Consider the following 17,083-nt stretch of genomic DNA (forward strand, 5'->3'; position numbering starts at 1 on the left):
CACGAGCGCCCACACACCCCCGGTACTGTTTTCTCAGGAGAACGGAGCCGATCATGGATGCTGCCGATGCGATCGGGCTGATCGCCGAGATCCTGTCGTGGATCGGCCTCGGGGTCGGTCTCCCCCTCCTGCTCATCGTCTTCCTGGTGAAAGTGCACGATGGCCGCTGGGTGCCGCAGGAGGTCTTCATCCTCGAGGACGACGGCCGCGCCCGTGCCCGATGGTTCACCGCCGGCGACTTCTGGGAGCGCCCGCTCCGCGCCGACGAATCCGGCCACTGGCAGGGCCGCGAAGAGGTCGATGCGTTCGTCAGCGAACACCACCCGAGCCTGATGCGATTCGAACCCCGCCGCCCTCTCCTCCATGCCGTTCAGGTGCTCGGAGTCACGCTCGCCAGCGTCGGTGCTGCGGCGGTCGTGCTCTCGATCATTCTGCTGTTCGTGGGGTGAATCGACGGCGGCCGGCCTGACAGGCACCGGCATTCCCCGGCAGGATGGAGGCATGCCCGTTCCTCCCCTCTCTTCACGCCCCTGGCTCGACTCGTACGCGGAGGGCGTCCCCGCAGACATCGATGAGCCGACGCAGACCCTTCCGGAGATGATGTCGGCGAGCGTGAAGGCGTTCGGCCGGCGTCCGGCACTGGATTTCTTCGGCGCGGTCACGACGTACCGGGAGCTCGGGGAGCAGATCGAGCGCGCCGCGGAGGGCCTGCGGCGGCTCGGGGTCGGCAAGGGCGACCGCGTCGCCCTCGTGCTTCCCAACTGTCCGCAGCATGTCGTGGCGTTCTACGCGACGCTTCGACTCGGCGCGATCGTGGTCGAGCACAACCCCCTCTACACACCGCGGGAGCTGCGACACCAGTTCGAGGATCACGGTGCGCGCGTCGCCATCGTGTGGGACAAGGCCGCCGACATGGTCGCAGGTTTTCCCGCCGACCTCCGGGTCGAGCACATCGTCAGCGTCGACATCACCGCGGCGATGCCTTTGTCGAAGCGCGTCGCGCTCCGCCTCCCGGTGCCCAAGGCTCGTGAGGCACGAGCGAAGCTGACCGGCACGCCGAAGGCACGGCACCTCGTCGCCTGGAAGAGTCTCGTCGACCATCGCCGGCTCTCGCGACGCGTGCCCGGTCCCACGTTGGGTGACACCGCACTGCTGCAGTACACGAGTGGGACGACGGGCGTTCCGAAGGGCGCGATCCTCACGCACTCGAACCTCCGCGCCAACGCGATGCAGGGGCGGGCGTGGGTACCAGGCCTCGTCGGCGGCGAGGAGACGTTCTACGGCGTGCTGCCGTTGTTCCACGCCTACGGCATGACGCTGTGCCTCACGTTCGCGATGAGCATCGGAGCGCGGCTCGTCCTGTTCCCCGCGTTCGATCTGGGGCTGGTCACCGCCGCGGCGCGCTCGACTCCGCCCACCTTCCTCCCCGCCGTGCCGCCGATCTACGACGCTCTGGCTCGCGCAGCCACGCGCGGGACCATCGATCTCTCGACGGTCCGCTTCGCCATCTCCGGCGCGATGAGCCTTCCGGTCGCGACGGTGAAGCGGTGGGAGGAGGCGACCGGCGGCCTCCTCGTCGAGGGCTACGGCATGACCGAGAGCTCGCCGGTGGCACTCGGCAATCCGATGGGGCCGACCCGTCGTCCCGGCACCGTCGGCGTGCCCTTCCCGAGCACCGAGATCCGCGTCGTCGACCCCGAGGACACCGATGTCGACATGCCGGCCGGCGAGCGCGGAGAGCTCCTCATCCGTGGGCCTCAGGTCTTCCAGGGCTACTGGGGGCGTCCGGGCGATACGGCGGATGCGCTGCTGGCAGACGGCTGGCTCCGCACCGGAGACATCGCCGAGGTCTCGGACGACGGGTTCGTGAGCATCGTCGACCGCCTCAAGGAACTCATCATCACGGGCGGGTTCAACGTGTCACCCAGCGAGGTGGAGGACGTGCTCGCGGCGCACCCGGACGTCACCGCCGCGGCCGTCGTCGGTCTTCCGAGGCCCCATGGCGGAGAAGACGTCGCCGCCGCGGTCGTGCTCCGCGAGGGCGCCACCCTCGACGTGGATGCGCTGCGCGACTTCTGCCGCACGCGGCTGACGCCCTACAAGGTACCGCGCCGCATCACCGCCGTCGACGACCTGCCCCGGTCGCTCATCGGCAAGGTGCTGCGTCGCCAGGTGCGCGACGAGCTGCTCAAGGATCGCTGAGGGGTCGAACCCACCCGTCAGTCACCGGACCGGCCCCGGCCGTGGGCGAGTGCACCAGAAGTGGCTCGCTACTTCGTCGCGTTCGGGTGATGCGTGTGCACCTGCTCGATCAACACGTCGCCACCGTCGACGTAGAACCAGATTCGCGCATCACCCTGGGCGGTCGGCTTGTGCTGCCAGCGCTCGTGACGAGCGTTGCCGCGCTGGATGAACTGCAGCTCGCCTCGCAGCGGATAGTTCGTCGGTGTTCGCTCGAGAGGGCTTCCCGTGAGGAAGTCCCATGTATCGGCCATGGGGTTGCGGATGGTCGCGACGAGGTCGCGCCAACCCCTGCGGGCGCCGGCGGTCGCGTATCGGATCGTGTATTCGGTCTTCTTCGTGGGCCTGGCGACCAGGTCGTCCTTGGCCACGCTCAGGGACGCTCGATCAGCTCGTCGTAATCCAGCCACTCCGCAGGTCGAGCGGAGAGCCCTGCGGCGATCGCGGTCGCCGTCTCCCGCCAGGACGTGAGCTCCGCGATCGCCAGATGGGGCTGTCCTGTGGCGAACGATGCGCGAGCCGCATCGACGAGATCCCGTGCGCACGTCGCCTGGTCGGTATCGGAGAGCGCCAGCATCCACGGGAAGCGGTCAGCCATCCGCGACGCGAGAGTGCCCTCCTCGTCGAGCGTGACCGTGATCAGGTCGGCGGCGAACTGCAGCAGCGCCGCGCGGGCGTCGGCCTCACGCTGCGACATCAGTACGAGCGGCTCACCGTCTCGGCGCGTGATCTGGACCGTGTGGTCCTCCGCCTCGGCGAAGACGTCAGCGGAGTGCTTGCTGAGATCGGACGAGCGCCGAGTCGTCGTGCGGAGGTCGTTGAGGATCGTCATGCGTTCATTCTATTCGGAATGTGTTCGGAAGTCTAAGGATGGTCCTGGAGCGCTTCGCCCTCGCATGGATCTCACAGAGTTCGAGAGCATGGTGACTTCATGACGCTAGGCAATTACCCGGTCAGGGCCTCGATCGGGGTGACCGATATCGAACGGTCGGCGGCGTTCTACGAGCAAGTGCTGGGCCTCGTCCCCGTGAGCATCGGCCCGAGTGCCGGAATCCAAGGAGGCGCTCGGTTCTACGCCTGCGGGCAGGGGACCGTGCTCAACGTTTTCGAGACGCCCACTGCGGGTTCGACGCGCTCGACAGTGGCCACCTGGTACGTCGACAACATCGATGCGGTCGTCGCCGGATTGACGGCGGCGGGGGCGCAATCCGTCCGCTACGAGGGATTCGGGCAAGACGATCATGGGATCGGACCGCGTGCGGGCGGTGGCCGCATCGCCTGGGTGGAAGACCCCGACGGAAACACCCTCGCCATCGAGTCCGACGATTGACCCCGTGAGCGACCACGGGCACCGCGAGGCACTCCCCGCTCAAGAGCGGGCGGAGCTGGAGCGCCGTCTGGCCGACATCCAGGTCGAACTCGAGGTGATCGCGCGCGAGCGACTGCGCGGGACGCTCGCAACGTTCCCCCCGGACGATGGCGAGGAAGAACTCGAGGCCGAAGCCGACGCCATCCGCGTCCGACTGGGGACTTCTCCCGCGATCGGACGCCCGCCGCGGGGGAGCTGGCTGGGCTGGGCCGCGCTGGTCGTGGCGATCGCCGCCATCATTGTGGTGGTCGCACTGCTCACCCGCTGAGATCTGCGGAGGTCAGGCGAGGTGCCGACCCAGCGCAATGAGGAGGCCGCGCGTGCCGTCCTCACGCCCCTGCCCGTCCGCCCAGAACTGGTCGAAGAAGACGCCGTGCTCCGTGTGCGTGAAGCGGGTACCGGCATCGATCGGTTCGAACTCCAACGACGCGACCGACGTCGACATGTGGGCCCCGTCGAGCCACATGTCGTACGTGGTGACGATGCGGACGTGTTCGACGATGTCGGTGTACGTCGCCTCGTACCGTGAAACCGGACCGCCGTGGAACTTGCCCTCGTCGATGTCACGGCCGCCGACGCGGAAGTCGAACACCCACTCCCGAGGGCGGATGCGGTCGGCGTCGCCCCACCAGCTCCGCTTGCTGTCCTCGTCGGCGAACGCCGCCCAGACGCGCTCGACGGGCGCCGCATAGTCGCGGGTCAGGGTGAATCCGGAGCGCGCGAGTCGGCGTTCGATCGTCATCCCCGCCTCCTATCGGGCCAGAGTGACGTGGATCGCGCCGCTCTCGGCGACTTCTGTCGTCACCTCGTGGGTGAGCTCGAAGCCGACCAGGTCGTCCCACAGTCGATGCCCTCGACCGAGGAACATCGGGGTGACCATGAGGTGCAGGTCGTCGATCAGCCCTGCGCGCAGGAAGTCTCGCGCCGTTCGGTAGCCTCCGCCGACGCGCACGTCGAGGTCGCCGGCCGCCTCCTTCGCCTCGGCGAGCACCTCGTCGATCGGAGCGTCGCGGAAGTGGAAGGTGGTTCCGCCGTTCATCGGCAGCGGCGCTCGGGGTGCGGTGTGGGTGAGGACGTAGACCGGGGTGCCGAACGGAGGCGTGTCACCCCACCAGCCCTTCCAGTCCGGATCGTCGGGGAAGGAGTGGAGTCCGAACATGCCGGCACCCATGATCTCGGAGCCGACTCCGTCGAAGAACGCGGCCGCATGACGGTCGTCGACGCCGGTCGTGCCCGCGCCGCTCGTGTCCCCGAAGACGTTCGCGCGAAACGTGCGGGTGGCGGTATACGCGGCGGTGAGGCGCGCCCAGTCCTCGCCCATCGGATTCTCGGGGGTCGCATCCGACGGCGTGTAGCCGTCCAGCGAGGCGAACAGGTCCATGCGGACACGTGTCATGTCAGTTCTCCTTCGGGGTCGTGAGAGCGAGGTGGATGCCGAGTCGGTCGGCGTGGTGCTCCGCGGGTGTGCGCTGCTCGCCGAGCCACAGGTGCAGCACATCGAGGGCGCCGGGCCGCAGACTCACGGTGCGCACCCGCCCGAGCTTCTCCGACGTCACGACTCCGGCACCCTCGAGCACGTTCAGGTGCTGCAGGAACGACGGCAGCGCCATGGCGAACGGCGCCGCGAGATCGGACACGACAGCGGGAGATTTCGCCAGCCGTTCCACGATGGCGCGACGCGTCGGATCCGCGAGAGCGCGGAACACGGCGTCGATCTCTTCGTGATACTTAGGCATGCACCTAAGTATCACGAAGGATCGACATCTCGTCAAGCGGGAGGGAGGCTATCCGGTCGTCACGCCCGGCTCCGCGGCGAACGGCACCATCCCGAAGCCGCGGTAGATCCGCGCCGGGCTCACGGCCCGCCCCTCGGCCACGGTGAGGGCCACGTTGCGGATGTCCCTGATCGACCGCGTCGGGTCGCCGTCGACGAGGATGAAGTCGGCGGCCTTGCCCATCTCGATCGTGCCCCGGTCTTCGGCGCGGTGCAGGTGCTCTGCGCACTCGATCGTGGCGATGCGGAGCGTGTCGACCGGACTGATGCCGGCATCGACGAAGAGCTCCAGTTCGCGATGCACGGTGACGCCGGTGCCGTCATCCGTTCCCGGCCACAGCTTCACGCCCTTCTGATGCAGCCGGACCACGATCTCCTGAAGGCGCCGGAACGCCGTCTCGTAGCTGTCGAGTTCGGCCTGGTCCCGGTAGGGCACGTAGGTACGTCGGCGATAGCGGCCGACGCCCGCCGGGAAGTGCTCGATGACCGGCTCGTGAGCGGCGATCACGGTGCGCGCCCTGCTCAGCATCAGCTGTTCGAGGATGACCAGGGTCACGTCGAGGCTCACGCCCCCGTCGACCATCGAGGTCATGGTGCGCTGGACTCGCTCCGAGTCGAGGTCGAGGTCGGCGACCCGGGTGAGCGCCGTCAGCCGCAGCGGCGTGCGCGTGTCCTCCTCCGGCTCCAGCACCCAGCCGAGTGCGAGCTGGTTCAGGTGCGTGATCTCGTCGTACCCGTCGGCGATGGCCCGATCGGCATCCATGAACGCCGGCACGTGGCCCTGCACCCGCATCCCCCGGTCGTGGGCGCGCGCGGCCGTCTCGGCGACCCAATCAGGTGTGAAGGAGTTGTAGATCTTGATCGCGTGGAACCCGCGGTCGGCATACCAGTCGACGGCTGCGCGCGCCTCGTCCAGACTCTCGACGACGTGGCCCATCCGCATCGCATGCGCGCTCCGGCCCTCGATGAAACCGGCGGGCACGGCGGAAGGCCCGCGCACCTCCCCCGTTTCGATGGCGCCCATCAGGGCGGCGAGCGCGTCGTTGTCGTTGCCCATGTCGCGGATGTTCGTGACTCCGGCGGCGATGTACAGCAGAGCGGATGACGTGTCGAGATGAGCATGCATGTCGTGCAGGCCGGGGATGGCGGTGCGACCGGCCCCGTCGATGATCGTGGCGCCGTCGGGAACCGCGATGTCGGGGCCGATCCCGGTGATGCGTCGCCCGTCGACCACGATGGTCTGCGGATCGCCGACCTGCCCGCTCACCGGGTCGAAGATGCGCACGTCGCGCACGACGAGCGTCCCGCCCTGGTGCAGCGTGGCCTCGCGGGAGAGCGTGGCGAAGCGGCGTCTGGTCGCTCGCTGCAGCGCCGCATCGATCTCGGCTGCCGCGGCGACGAGATCCGGGTGGAGCAGCAGCTCGCCGTCGGAGATCCCGAGCACCTCCCCGGTGACGCGGTCTCGCAGCACGTACTGCGGCCGCAGCTGCACACCCGTGAGCGCGAAGGCCTCGACATCACGGCCGCCGACTTCACCGAGCGGCACCGGGACGACCGCGACCTCCCCGGCCGGCAGCAGTGGAACAGGCCCTCCGGTGGCGAGGGCACGCTCGACCAGCAGCACCAGGCCGTACGGGCTGGCGTCGGCGGGAAGGTAGAAGCCCTCCGCCGTGGTGGTGCCCTCGTCGGCCTGGCTGCTCCAGCGCGCCGCCCCGTCGGGGTCGATCGCGAACCTCTCCTGCACCGTGCCGCCCATGAGCGACGTGCCGTCGATCTCCCACCGCACCGGCCGACCGGCATCGAGCCGGAGTGTCTCGGCGAGTCTCGCACCGCGGCCGTTGTTGTCGACCTCGTAGACGATGCGGGTGAGGCCGTCCGGATCGGTGTCGGCCGAGAGTGATCCGACAGGCTCGCCGTTGGACACGAGGATCAGTTGCACCGTCATCGGCGGGTCCCTGCTTTCGAGGTGTGGGTGATGGTTCGGCCGATCGCGTCGCGGGCCTCGACGAGAACCGTCTCATCGAGGGAGTGCCCGGCGATCAGCGGACGGATCTCGACGGCGGATGCCGGCACGCCGGAGTGCCGCACCGCGTGGATCGTGCTGGCCAGCGTGGTGGCGAGGTCGAAGTAGCCCCCGAGCAGGAGGACGCGCAGGTCAGGCCGCTCCTTCGCGACCTCGCCGAGGTTCGTCGCCACCGAAGTGCGGAAGATGGGCGGCATGGCCTCTGCCGGACGCCAGTCCCAGGCGAAGTTCAGATCGAGGGAGAGCGACACATAGGGCTCGTCCGCATCGACGGGTGCGCCCAGCTCGTCGCGGAGGTACCGGGCGATGGGCGCGGAGTGGATGACGTTGCCGCGGCCGAGACCGAGAGCCGGGTCATCGGCTGCCGGCGGACGACCGTCGGGATGGGGCTCGGGCAGCGGACCGGCCACGCGCACGTCCAGCCGTCCGACGACGAGTCCCTCGTCGGCCCGCAGGCGGCGGAGGAAGTCCTCGCTGCCCACGCGCAGGTCGGCGGCGAGCACGTCATCCGATGAGAGGCCGACGAGCTCGGCGATCCGTGCGGCGAGGCGGGTGCGGGTTTCGAGCTCGAGGGCCGCGCCCCGGTGCAACGCAGGAAGCACCTCGTCGACGGCGAAACGCTCCGCCTCGGCCCAGACCTCCGCGACGTGGTCGACGCCCGCGCAGACGTCACCGTGGAACCAGGCCGCCACCGCCATCGTCGGCAGCGCGAACACCGTGGCGAGGTCGTTCTCGGGCGCCTCGGCGACCGTCGTGGCGTCGAGCATCGGCGAGATGAGGGTGATGCTGTCCAACCGCAGATCCGTCAGCTGCGGGGCGACGGCGGCGAGCCGGTAGCCGCCGAAGCTCTCTCCGATCAGATGGATCGAGGCGTGCTCCCGGTCGTTCGCGCGGAGCCAGGCGCGGACGAAGGTCTCCACGGCATCCGCATCGCCGGGCACCGTGAGCAGCCGAGCCTTCGCCTCGTCCCGGAGCATCCTGCTGAACCCGGTGCCGACCGGATCGACGAAGACGAGATCGGCCGCGTCGAGCAGCGAGACGGCGTTCTCGACGACCTCACCCGAGCGGAGGATGCGCGGGCCCAGGGCGTTCATGTGCAGCGGAGACGACGAGGCGCCGGGGCCGCCGTTCCACAGGAAGGCGACAGGGCGCTCCGTGTCGGAATCCCGGACGTAGCTCGTCGCGCTGATGGTGGCATCCGGTTCGCCGTCGGGCCCGAGGAGGACCAGTTCGCTCCACCGCGCGACGCCTTCGCCGAGATCTGCGCCGAGCGATACGCGCCCCTCGATCGACCTCACCCGTCCACCACCCAGTCGGTGGTGCGGATGTCGCCGCCTCGGGGCTCGTAGCGCACGGTCACCTCCTCGCCGTCGCGCGCGATGACGATGTCGAGCGGGGTGGACCCATCCCGCGCCGCGCTGTACGAGAAGCGGCGTGTGACGAGTTCGTCGCCGTCGCGGAGTCCCGCGCGTTCGGCCGCAGACCCCGCGACCAGACCGGTGATGCGCCGCGGCTCCTGGAACGACACGATGTCGAAACCGAGGTCATGCTCGGGGGCCATAGCGGCCACCGGGCGAAGCACCCCCTGGAAGAGCTCCGTCGGTCGTTCGATCGGTTCGCCGGCCACCATCGCGTCGTAGTCGGTTCGCGCCCGCTCGCCGATGACCTTCTCGATCCGCTGCAGCCAGCCCTCCACGAGCACCTTCTCGCCGCGACGCTGCGCCCGCTGGATGTCGATGACGATGTCGTCGAGCGAGACCTCTCCGGCCGACTCCGCCCGCAGACGGGCATCGACGGCCACGAGGTACTGGATGCCCCGCCCATAGGGGATGGTCTGCGCCCGCAGATCCGCCCAGAACAGATCGGCCGCGGCCGCATAGCTCAGGTGCCGTCGCGGGTTCGCGTCGTACCGGCGGTACATGTCGGTGAGCTGTTCGCCGAAGGTCGCGGAGTCGAGTATCCCTGCTCGCCAGGGCAGCACCAGCGAATAGAACTCGGCCGTCCCCTCGCTGTACCAGGATCCGACGGTCCAGTCCTCGTCGAGGTGCGGCCAGTTGTGCACCATCTCGTGCGCGAGCAGAGTGCGCAGATCCGCCTCGTCGACCTCGGTCGTCGGCGAGTAGCCGAACGCGAACGACGACGGGAAGGATGTGCCGCCGGAGCCCTTGTCGGGGTTGCGGCGCACGAGCACGTGATACTGCGGATTCTCCTCTTCGAAGAACGCGCTCATCGTGGTGTGGATGTCTCGCAGGTAGCTGCTGAGGCCGTCGAGGTCGAAGGGCACGTCGCTGTAGGCGTGGATGCCGAAGTTCGTCGCTCCGTCCGGAGCGATGATCGGGGTCCCGGCGCCGAACAGGCAGTGCTCGATCGATGCGATGTCGCCCGACCAGCGCCGCACCTCATCGCCGGCGCCGTGGCTCGAGACCGCCGTCACGCCCTCGTCGAGGTGCCAGGTCAGCGAGAAGTCGAACTCGCTCTCCGCACTGAGCGGCACGGGAAGGAAGGTGCAGCCCGCACCGAACAGTCCGAGCGGCTCGCGGCGTAGGTCGAACAGCGGCCCGACCGGTGTGCGCAGATCCACGTCGCGCACGGGGGCCCGCACCGCGACCTCCACGACGCCGTCGACGTCGCGGGCGGCGAGGAAGTGCCGGTAGGTGCTCATGGGATCCGACGTGCCCTCGACCTCCGTCAGCGGGACGGCGCCGGCGGAATCGCTCACCCGGATGTCTTCCACTCGGTATACCGCGCCGGGGACGGAGGCGATCACGGCAGGGAGCCGGAGCAGCACCTCCCCCGCGGCGACGGGGCCGAACTCGGCGCGATAGCGGGCGTCGATGCCCGCCCATCCCTCGGCGCTGCGGAACGGGGTGAGCTCGAGATCGAACACGGGCAGAGTCATGAGAGCGCCTCCCAGCGCACCGTGGCGACCTGGTCGCCGGCCGGCAGATAGTCGAAGTCGAGCAGCTCGCCGTCACGAACGACGTGCAGCGACAGCGGCCGGTCGCTGTATCGGGACGCGTGGTACGGCAGTGCGAGATCGACCAGCGCATCCCCGTCGCGCACCCCGGCACGGGCGGCCGCGGAATCGGGACGCAGACCCTGCACGCGCCGCCCGTCGCTGCGGAAGGAGGCGACGTCGAAGCCGAGGTCGTACTCCGCAGCCGTCGCCGGGACCGCTCGCATCCCCTCGAACGGAGCATCCGGAAGCGGGATGGGGGTCCCGGCGGCCATGGCGTCGAAGTCGCGCTGCGCGTCGGCCCCCGTGAACACCGCTACCCGCTCCACCCAACCCGCGGCCCCGACCTGCTCGCCGGCGCGCTGCGCGCGGAGGATGTCGAGCACGACGTCGTCGAGCGCCTTCTCGCCGTCGGTGGCCTGACGGATCCGGCCGTCGGTCGCGATCAGGTAGCGGAGACCGCGCCCGTAGGGGATGCGCTGCGCGCGGGGATCGGCCCAGTAGGCGGCGGAGGCCGCATCGTTGTCGAGCCCCCGCAGGGCGTTGGTGTCGTACTGCTGGAACCTGTCGGTGAGCTGCGCGGCGAGCGCCGTGGTCGAGAGCATGCCGCTGCGGTGCGGGAGTACGTGCGAGTAGTACTCGGCGGTGCCCTCGGTGTACCAGGAGATCGCCGAGTGGTGGTCGTTCAGGGTCGGCCAGTTATGCGCCATCTCGTGTGCGAGGAGGCTCCGCAACTGATCCGTCTCGGTCTCGCCGACCGCCGAGAACGCGAACGCGAACGATCCGGGGAACGCCGAACCGCCCGTCCCCTGCCCGAGGTTCTTGCGGATGAGCACGTGGTAGCTCGACCCCTCGTCCTCGAAGAACCGGGTGAACTCGGTGTGCAGCCTCGCGACGTACTCGCCGATCTCGTCCAGATCGAACGGGGTGTCGTTGTAGGAGTGGATGCCGAAGTCCGCCGACCCCTCCGGAGTGCGGTGCGGGGTGCCGGCGGCGTAGTAGCAGAACGCGACCGACTGCAGCGGCCCGCTCCACGAGCGATCGCCGGTGCCGTAGCTCGACACCGCCTGGACGCCCTCGTCCAGGAGCCAACGGAGCGAGAAGTCGAAGACGGGACCGTCGGGGGTCGAGACGTCGCCGGGAAGCACCAGGAAGTTCAGGCCGGCGCCGAACAGTCCGAGCTCTTCGGCCCGGAGGTCGAACAGCGGCCCCACCGGAGTGAGTTCGTCGTGGGGTCGCACGGGCGCCCGGAAGGCGACCTCGACAGGGCCTTCCGTCGTGCGATCCGCGACCCAGTGACGGTAGACACCGGAGGAATCCGACGTGGGCTCGGCTTCCGTGAGCACGAGCGGCCCCGCGTCGTCGGAGACGTCGAGATCCTCGGTCCGGTAGGGCGTGGCCGGAATCGAGACGACGACCTCCGGGATGCTGAGCAGCGTCTCGCCCGCAGGCACCGCGGGCAGGTCGACGACGTACTGCACATCGAACGCCGTCCACACCTCGCCGTCCGCGACGGGCCGGAGGTCGAGCTCGAACCGCGGCATGCTCATCCCCGAGCCGCCGGTCGATGCGCGATGCACGACATCTCGACGCTGATCCCGAACGGCAGCCGGGAGACCTCCACTGCCGTCCGCACCGGGTGGGCGCGATCGCTCAGGTACGCCGCATACGCCTCGTTCATGGCCGGCCACTCGTCCATGTCGGTGAGGAAGCACACGATCTGCGCCAGGTCTTCGAGGGCGAATCCCTCCGAGTGCAGCAGCGCCTCGACGTTCTCGAGCGTGCGGCGGGTCTGCGCGCCGATGTCGTCGAGCACGGCGTCGCCCGTTGCCACGTCGATCGATCCCTGGCCCGACAGGTAGAGCACGTCTCCGACCCGCCTGGTCGTGGCGTAGGGGCCTTTGGGCTGCGGCACGAGGGTGGCGCGCGTGGTCATGAGTGTCCTCCATGGGGATGGTGTGCCGGCGCGAGCTCTGTCAGCGCAGACAGCAGCAGGTCGACGTCGTCGTGGGTCGTCGTCAGGTACGGCGAGACGCGCAGGGCGCCGTCCCGGACGGTCGTGGTGATTCCGCGGTCTTTCAGCCGGTCGGTCAGGGTCGGGGCGTCCGCCACCGCGAGGCTGACGATGCCCGATGCGGGCTCGGCGACGGCGGGCGGGAGGCCGAGCTCGGCTGCTCCGTCGGCGATGCGCCGGGCGAGCGAGAGCGTGTGCGCGCGGATGGCCTCGAGCCCGATCGCGTGCCGCACGCGGGCCGCGGCCTGCAGCGCGGCCATGCCGAACAGGTTGCTGTGGCCGACGGCCAGTCGCGGCGAGGGCGGCTCGTTCATGTAGCCGATGAGCCCCGGGACCGCGCGGTCGTCGAAGCGCTCGCCGGTCGCGACCACGGCGGCGCCGAATCCCGCCAGCAGCCACTTGTACGACGCGGCGACGTAGACGTCGGCGTGGCGCGCGGCACCGGGGAACAGCCCGGCAGCCTGTGCCCCGTCCACGATCAGGAGCGCGTCCGCAGACACGCACGCGTCGTGCAGCCGAGCAAGGTCGAGCACATCACCCGTCGTCGCGTGCACGTGCGTCACCGAGACCGCCCGCGTGGCCGGGCCGATCGCCGCGATGAGCGCCGTCGTGCGGTCGGCGTGCGCGGTGGTCGCGACCTCCTGGACGGAGAGCCCGCGGATCGTGTGCCACGGCATCCGCGGGCTCGGGAAGTCGTCGGCCAGCACGATGACCTCGTCGCCGTCGACGAAGGGGATCGCGCGGGCCACGGCGTTGATCGCCGTGCCGGTGTTCGCCAGCACCGAGACCGCGGTCGCCGCGACCCCGAGCTCGTCGGCCAGCAGCACCGACACGTCATCGGTGAGCTCGTGCCAGTCCGACGAACCGCGCGTCCCGCGACCGAGAGCGCGCGCGACTCCGGCGACGGCCGACTCCACCTCGACCGGGACCGTGCTCACCGCCGCGTGATCGAAGTACCCGCGCGGACGATGCGGGAAGTGGTCGGCGATGGCGCGTTCGTCGATCATGCGGCCGTCCCCCGGTCGATCCCCGGCGTCACCGAGAACCGGGGCACGGCGTCGAGCAGCATCCGCGTGTAGGGATCGTGCGGGTCGCGGAACAGGTCCTCCGCCGGCCGGTTCTCCACGACGACGCCCTGCCGCATCACGGCGATGTCGTCGCAGAGGTAGCGCAGCACATCGAGGTTGTGCGACACCACGGCGAGCGCGAGCCCGGACTCGCGGCGGATGTCGCGGAGGAGGTTGAGCACCGACGCCTGCACGCTCACGTCGAGCGCGCTCGTGGCCTCGTCGCAGACGAGCACCTCGGGTCGCACGGCCAGCGCACGGGCGATCGCCACGCGCTGACGCTGCCCGCCGGAGAACTGGAACGGATACTTCTCGACGTCCGTCGCACTCAGACCGACGATGTTCAGCAGCCGGACCGTCTCCGTACGGTGGTCTCCCGGGATGTCGTTGACCTGCAGCGCCTCGCGGATCGCGTCGCCCACGGTCATGCGCGGGTTCAGCGACGACATCGGGTCCTGGAACACCATCTGCACGATGCGAGGACGAGATCCCACGCCGCGCGCGGGCAGCGTCTCCAATCGGGCGCCGTTCCATTCCACGCGCCCGTCGGTGGGCCGGCTCATGCCCACGAGGGCGCGGGCGAGCGTCGACTTGCCCGATCCGGATTCTCCGGCCAGGCCCAGCGAGCGCTCGGTCGAGACCGCGACGCTCACGCCGCGCACGGCATGCACCCGAGTGGCCCCGCGTCCGTAGACCACGTGGATGTCCGAGCCGATCAACTGACCGCTCATCGTGCACCTCCTGCGACGCTCGCTGCGGAGTCCGTGTGCCGGGGCACCGGATGGGCGGCGCGGTATTCGTCCGTGTTCCACGAGTAGTCGTCGATCGTGGTCAGCTCGTGCGCGGTGCCACCCGAGAGATCGGGTACCGCGCCGAGCAGCGCCCTCGTGTACGGATGCTGCGGGTCACCGATCACCTCGGCCATGGGGCCCTCCTCGACGATGCGCCCGTCGTACATGACGATCACGCGTTCGCAGACCTGGCTGATCAGCGCCAGGTCGTGCGAGACCATCACCAGCGCCGTCCCGTCTTCCTCGTTGAGCTTCTTCAACAGGTCGATGACCTGCGCCTGCACCGACACGTCGAGCGCGGTCGTCGGCTCGTCGGCGAGGATCACCTGCGGATCGCCGAGCGTGGCCATCGCGATCATGACGCGCTGACGCTGGCCGCCCGACAGCTCGTGCGGATGCTGCCGAAGGCGCCGCGCGGGCTCGGGGATGCCGACGTTCTCGAGTGCTTCGATCATGCGCGCCTTCGCCGCAGCACCGCGCAACGAGGTGTGGGCGTCGAGCTTGTCGCGCATCTGCCTCCCCACCGTGAGCGACGGGTTGAGCGATGACATCGGGTCCTGGAAGATCATCGGCATCTTCGCGCCGATGATGCGGCGGAGGCGTGAACGGCTGAGCCCGCGCAGATCCGTGCCGAGGAAGGTGTGCGCGTCGACCTCGGCTTCGAGCAGGCCGGGGAGCATGTGGGCGAGCGCCGAGATGGTGAGGCTCTTCCCGGAGCCGGACTCTCCGACGATGCCGACGCGCTCACCGCGGCGGACGATCAGGTCGATCCCGCGCACGAGCTCGCGCCGATCGTCGCCGTGGCCGGTGAAGACGCGCAGGTTCTGCACACCGAGCACCACGTCTTGCGGCAGCTCGCCCTTCGGGGCCTGCGACGACGGTGCGTCGTCGATCTCGGCGGCGGGTGCTCCACCACGGCCGCGGTCGCGGGCGAGACGGCGCAGCATCCGGCCCGGGGTCATCACCGCGCCCCGCGGGTCGAGAAGCTCCGCGAGCTTCTCGCCGAGCAGGCTGAATCCGATCCCGGCGGAGACGATCGCCACGGCAGGGCCGATCGTGGTCCAGGGCGTGGAGTAGATGTCCTTCATCGCCTCGGCGATCATCCCGCCCCAGTCGTACTCGGGCGGCTGCACTCCGATGCCGAGGAACGAGAGGGCGGCCATCATCATGAGGCTCGCGCCCATGGTCACGACGGTGAGCGTGACGATCGGCTCGGCCACGTTGGGGACGATGTAGCGCCACATCAGTCGCCCCTTGGGCACGCCGAGAAGGCGCGCACTTCCGACGAAGTCGGCGCCCGCGACGGTGGCGGTGAGGTTGACCACCAGTCGCGCGGTCGACGGCACACCGGCGAGCGCGAGACCGAGCATCGCGGCGGTTCCCGAGCGGCCGAGCATCGTCGCCAGCAGCAGGGCGAGGATGATCGAGGGGAACGCGGTCGCCGCGGCGATCAGCTGGAACAGCACCTGGCGGGCACCGTTGCCGAGCACGGCCGCGAGCACCCCGATGAACACACCCAGAACGAGAGAGATGATGACGGCACCGAAGGTGAGCGCGAAGGTCAGTCGTGCCGCCACGAGCACACGGCTCAGGACGTCGCGCCCCAGGGCGTCGGTGCCGAACCAGTGCTCGAGAGAGGGCCCGGCGAGCGGATTGGCGGTGTCGAAGTCGTTCGCCTGCGGTTCGAGGAAGAACGGAGCGAAGAGGGCGGCGAGCACCCAGAACAGGACGAGGACGAACCCGACCAGGCCCGCCGGCGTCTGGAACACCCGCCGCAGCAGTCGTCGGGGCGTCTTGGTGCCGAGCGTGGTGGTGAGGGACTCGGTCATCAGCTGCTCCGGATCAGAGACTTGGGATCGACCTTCGCGAGGATCAGATCGACGATGAAGGTGGCAACGAGCGAGAACGTCGCGATGATGATCACCAGACCTTCCAGAAGCGGATAGTCGTACACGGCGATGGACTTGACGAAGAGGTTGCCGATGCCCGGCCATCCGAATACGGTCTCGGTGATGATCGCGCCGCCCATGAGCGAGGCCAGCATCATGCCCGAGTAGGTGAGCGTGGCGGTCATCACGTTGGGCAGCACATGCCGGAAGAGCACCACGCGGGGAGGAAGGTTGTTGGCGCGGGCGGTGCGCGTGTAGTCCTCGCGCAGCACCCGGGTCGTCTCGGCCTTCATCAGACGGCTGAGCACGGCGATGAGACCGAGCGACATCGTGAGCACCGGAAGGATGAACGCGGTCACGCCCTCTCCCCCGGCGGCCGGCAGCCAGCGCAGACCGACCGCGAAGATCATCACCAGGGAGATCGCGATGAGGAAGTCGGGGATCGAGGCGAAGAACCCGGAGATCGCGTTGAAGGCGGCGTTGGTGCGCTCGCCGCGCCCGTTCTCGGTGCGCACGGCCATCCAGATCCCGAGCGGGATCGAGACGAGCATCGCCAGCAGGAACGCGTAGAGGCCGAGCTGCACCGTGTACGGCAGTCGCGCGGCGATCTCGACGGCCACGCTGTTGCCTGTCGAGATCGATTCGCCGAAGTCGAAGGTGACGATCCGCTCGATGAACCGGCCGTACTGCTCCAGCAGCGGGTCATCCAGGCCGAGCTCCGCACGACGGGCGGCGACGTACTCCGGAGTCGCGGTGACGCCCGCGGCGGCGCGGACGGCATCCCCGCCGATGGCGCGGGAGAGGAAGAAGATGAGGGTGGCGATCAGCCAGAGGCTCAGGATCAGCGATCCGGTGCGTCGGACGATGAAGCCCACCCACGGCGATCGCGCCCCCTTCCGGGAGGACTCCGACGAGTCCTCCCGGGAGGGGGTGGTGACGGTGCTGGTCATCACGCGGTC

18 protein-coding genes are annotated in these 17,083 nt (G+C 69.5%); 4 read left to right on the top strand and 14 right to left on the bottom strand.

What is annotated here, in order from left to right; translation table 11 throughout:
• Positions 1-53 precede the first annotated feature (53 nt).
• Positions 54-449 (top strand): hypothetical protein, encoded by a 396-nt coding sequence (locus tag OC372_RS08310; protein WP_262001481.1) that lies wholly within the window; start codon positions 54-56, stop codon positions 447-449.
• A gap of 52 nt (positions 450-501) precedes the next feature.
• Positions 502-2,202, top strand: a complete 1,701-nt coding sequence (locus OC372_RS08315; RefSeq protein WP_262001482.1) for a long-chain-fatty-acid--CoA ligase — start codon at positions 502-504, stop codon at positions 2,200-2,202.
• Positions 2,203-2,270: 68 nt separating this feature from the next.
• Here OC372_RS08315 and OC372_RS08320 read toward each other — a convergent pair whose 3' ends face one another.
• Together OC372_RS08320 and OC372_RS08325 are read right to left on the bottom strand one after the other, a co-directional pair.
• Positions 2,271-2,612: a hypothetical protein gene (locus tag OC372_RS08320; protein WP_105712295.1), complete on the bottom strand. Its 342-nt coding sequence runs from the start codon at positions 2,610-2,612 to the stop codon at positions 2,271-2,273.
• 2 nt (positions 2,613-2,614) lie between these two features.
• A complete protein-coding gene (locus tag OC372_RS08325; RefSeq protein ID WP_262001483.1) occupies positions 2,615-3,073 on the bottom strand; it encodes a prevent-host-death protein in 459 nt (152 codons plus the stop codon).
• A 99-nt stretch (positions 3,074-3,172) separates the two neighbouring features.
• Between OC372_RS08325 and OC372_RS08330 the strand changes: the two genes are divergently transcribed.
• Positions 3,173-3,571 (top strand): VOC family protein, encoded by a 399-nt coding sequence (locus OC372_RS08330; RefSeq protein ID WP_262001484.1) that lies wholly within the window; start codon positions 3,173-3,175, stop codon positions 3,569-3,571.
• Between the two features lie 4 nt (positions 3,572-3,575).
• Positions 3,576-3,878: a hypothetical protein gene (locus tag OC372_RS08335; protein ID WP_262001485.1), complete on the top strand. Its 303-nt coding sequence runs from the start codon at positions 3,576-3,578 to the stop codon at positions 3,876-3,878.
• A gap of 12 nt (positions 3,879-3,890) precedes the next feature.
• Here the strand turns inward: OC372_RS08335 and OC372_RS08340 are convergent, their stop codons facing one another.
• Genes OC372_RS08340 through OC372_RS08395 form a run of 12 tightly spaced genes read right to left on the bottom strand, consistent with a single transcriptional unit; the run spans position 3,891 to position 17,074 of the window.
• On the bottom strand, positions 3,891-4,352 hold the full coding sequence (locus OC372_RS08340) for an SRPBCC domain-containing protein (RefSeq protein ID WP_262001486.1): 462 nt from the start codon (positions 4,350-4,352) through the stop codon (positions 3,891-3,893).
• A 9-nt stretch (positions 4,353-4,361) separates the two neighbouring features.
• Positions 4,362-5,006: a dihydrofolate reductase family protein gene (locus tag OC372_RS08345; protein WP_262001487.1), complete on the bottom strand. Its 645-nt coding sequence runs from the start codon at positions 5,004-5,006 to the stop codon at positions 4,362-4,364.
• A gap of 1 nt (position 5,007) precedes the next feature.
• Entirely contained in the window at positions 5,008-5,346 is a 339-nt protein-coding gene (locus OC372_RS08350) for an ArsR/SmtB family transcription factor (protein WP_262001488.1), read from the bottom strand.
• Positions 5,347-5,394: 48 nt separating this feature from the next.
• Positions 5,395-7,329, bottom strand: a complete 1,935-nt coding sequence (locus OC372_RS08355) for an amidohydrolase family protein (protein ID WP_262001489.1) — start codon at positions 7,327-7,329, stop codon at positions 5,395-5,397.
• Positions 7,326-8,705, bottom strand: coding sequence for a S10 family serine carboxypeptidase-like protein (locus tag OC372_RS08360; protein WP_262001490.1), 1,380 nt, complete (start codon positions 8,703-8,705; stop codon positions 7,326-7,328). Before OC372_RS08360 ends, OC372_RS08355 begins: the two co-directional genes overlap by 4 nt.
• A complete protein-coding gene (locus OC372_RS08365) occupies positions 8,702-10,306 on the bottom strand; it encodes a hypothetical protein (RefSeq protein ID WP_262001491.1) in 1,605 nt (534 codons plus the stop codon). Before OC372_RS08365 ends, OC372_RS08360 begins: the two co-directional genes overlap by 4 nt.
• Entirely contained in the window at positions 10,303-11,913 is a 1,611-nt protein-coding gene (locus OC372_RS08370) for a hypothetical protein (RefSeq protein WP_262001492.1), read from the bottom strand. The genes OC372_RS08365 and OC372_RS08370 overlap by 4 nt, the downstream gene beginning before the upstream one ends.
• The gene (locus OC372_RS08375; RefSeq protein WP_091029766.1) at positions 11,910-12,299 is read right to left on the bottom strand and encodes a RidA family protein; all 390 of its coding nucleotides are present in this window, start codon (positions 12,297-12,299) and stop codon (positions 11,910-11,912) included. The genes OC372_RS08370 and OC372_RS08375 overlap by 4 nt, the downstream gene beginning before the upstream one ends.
• Entirely contained in the window at positions 12,296-13,384 is a 1,089-nt protein-coding gene (locus OC372_RS08380; RefSeq protein WP_262001493.1) for an aminotransferase class V-fold PLP-dependent enzyme, read from the bottom strand. Before OC372_RS08380 ends, OC372_RS08375 begins: the two co-directional genes overlap by 4 nt.
• A complete protein-coding gene (locus OC372_RS08385) occupies positions 13,381-14,175 on the bottom strand; it encodes an ABC transporter ATP-binding protein (RefSeq protein WP_262001494.1) in 795 nt (264 codons plus the stop codon). The genes OC372_RS08380 and OC372_RS08385 overlap by 4 nt, the downstream gene beginning before the upstream one ends.
• Complete coding sequence (locus tag OC372_RS08390) at positions 14,172-16,064, bottom strand: dipeptide/oligopeptide/nickel ABC transporter permease/ATP-binding protein (RefSeq protein WP_262001495.1); 1,893 nt, start codon at positions 16,062-16,064, stop codon at positions 14,172-14,174. The genes OC372_RS08385 and OC372_RS08390 overlap by 4 nt, the downstream gene beginning before the upstream one ends.
• On the bottom strand, positions 16,064-17,074 hold the full coding sequence (locus tag OC372_RS08395; protein ID WP_105712310.1) for an ABC transporter permease: 1,011 nt from the start codon (positions 17,072-17,074) through the stop codon (positions 16,064-16,066). Before OC372_RS08395 ends, OC372_RS08390 begins: the two co-directional genes overlap by 1 nt.
• Positions 17,075-17,083 lie beyond the last annotated feature (9 nt).

The sequence above is a fragment of the Microbacterium sp. Mcb102 genome, assembly GCF_024519805.1.
GTDB lineage: Bacteria > Actinomycetota > Actinomycetes > Actinomycetales > Microbacteriaceae > Microbacterium.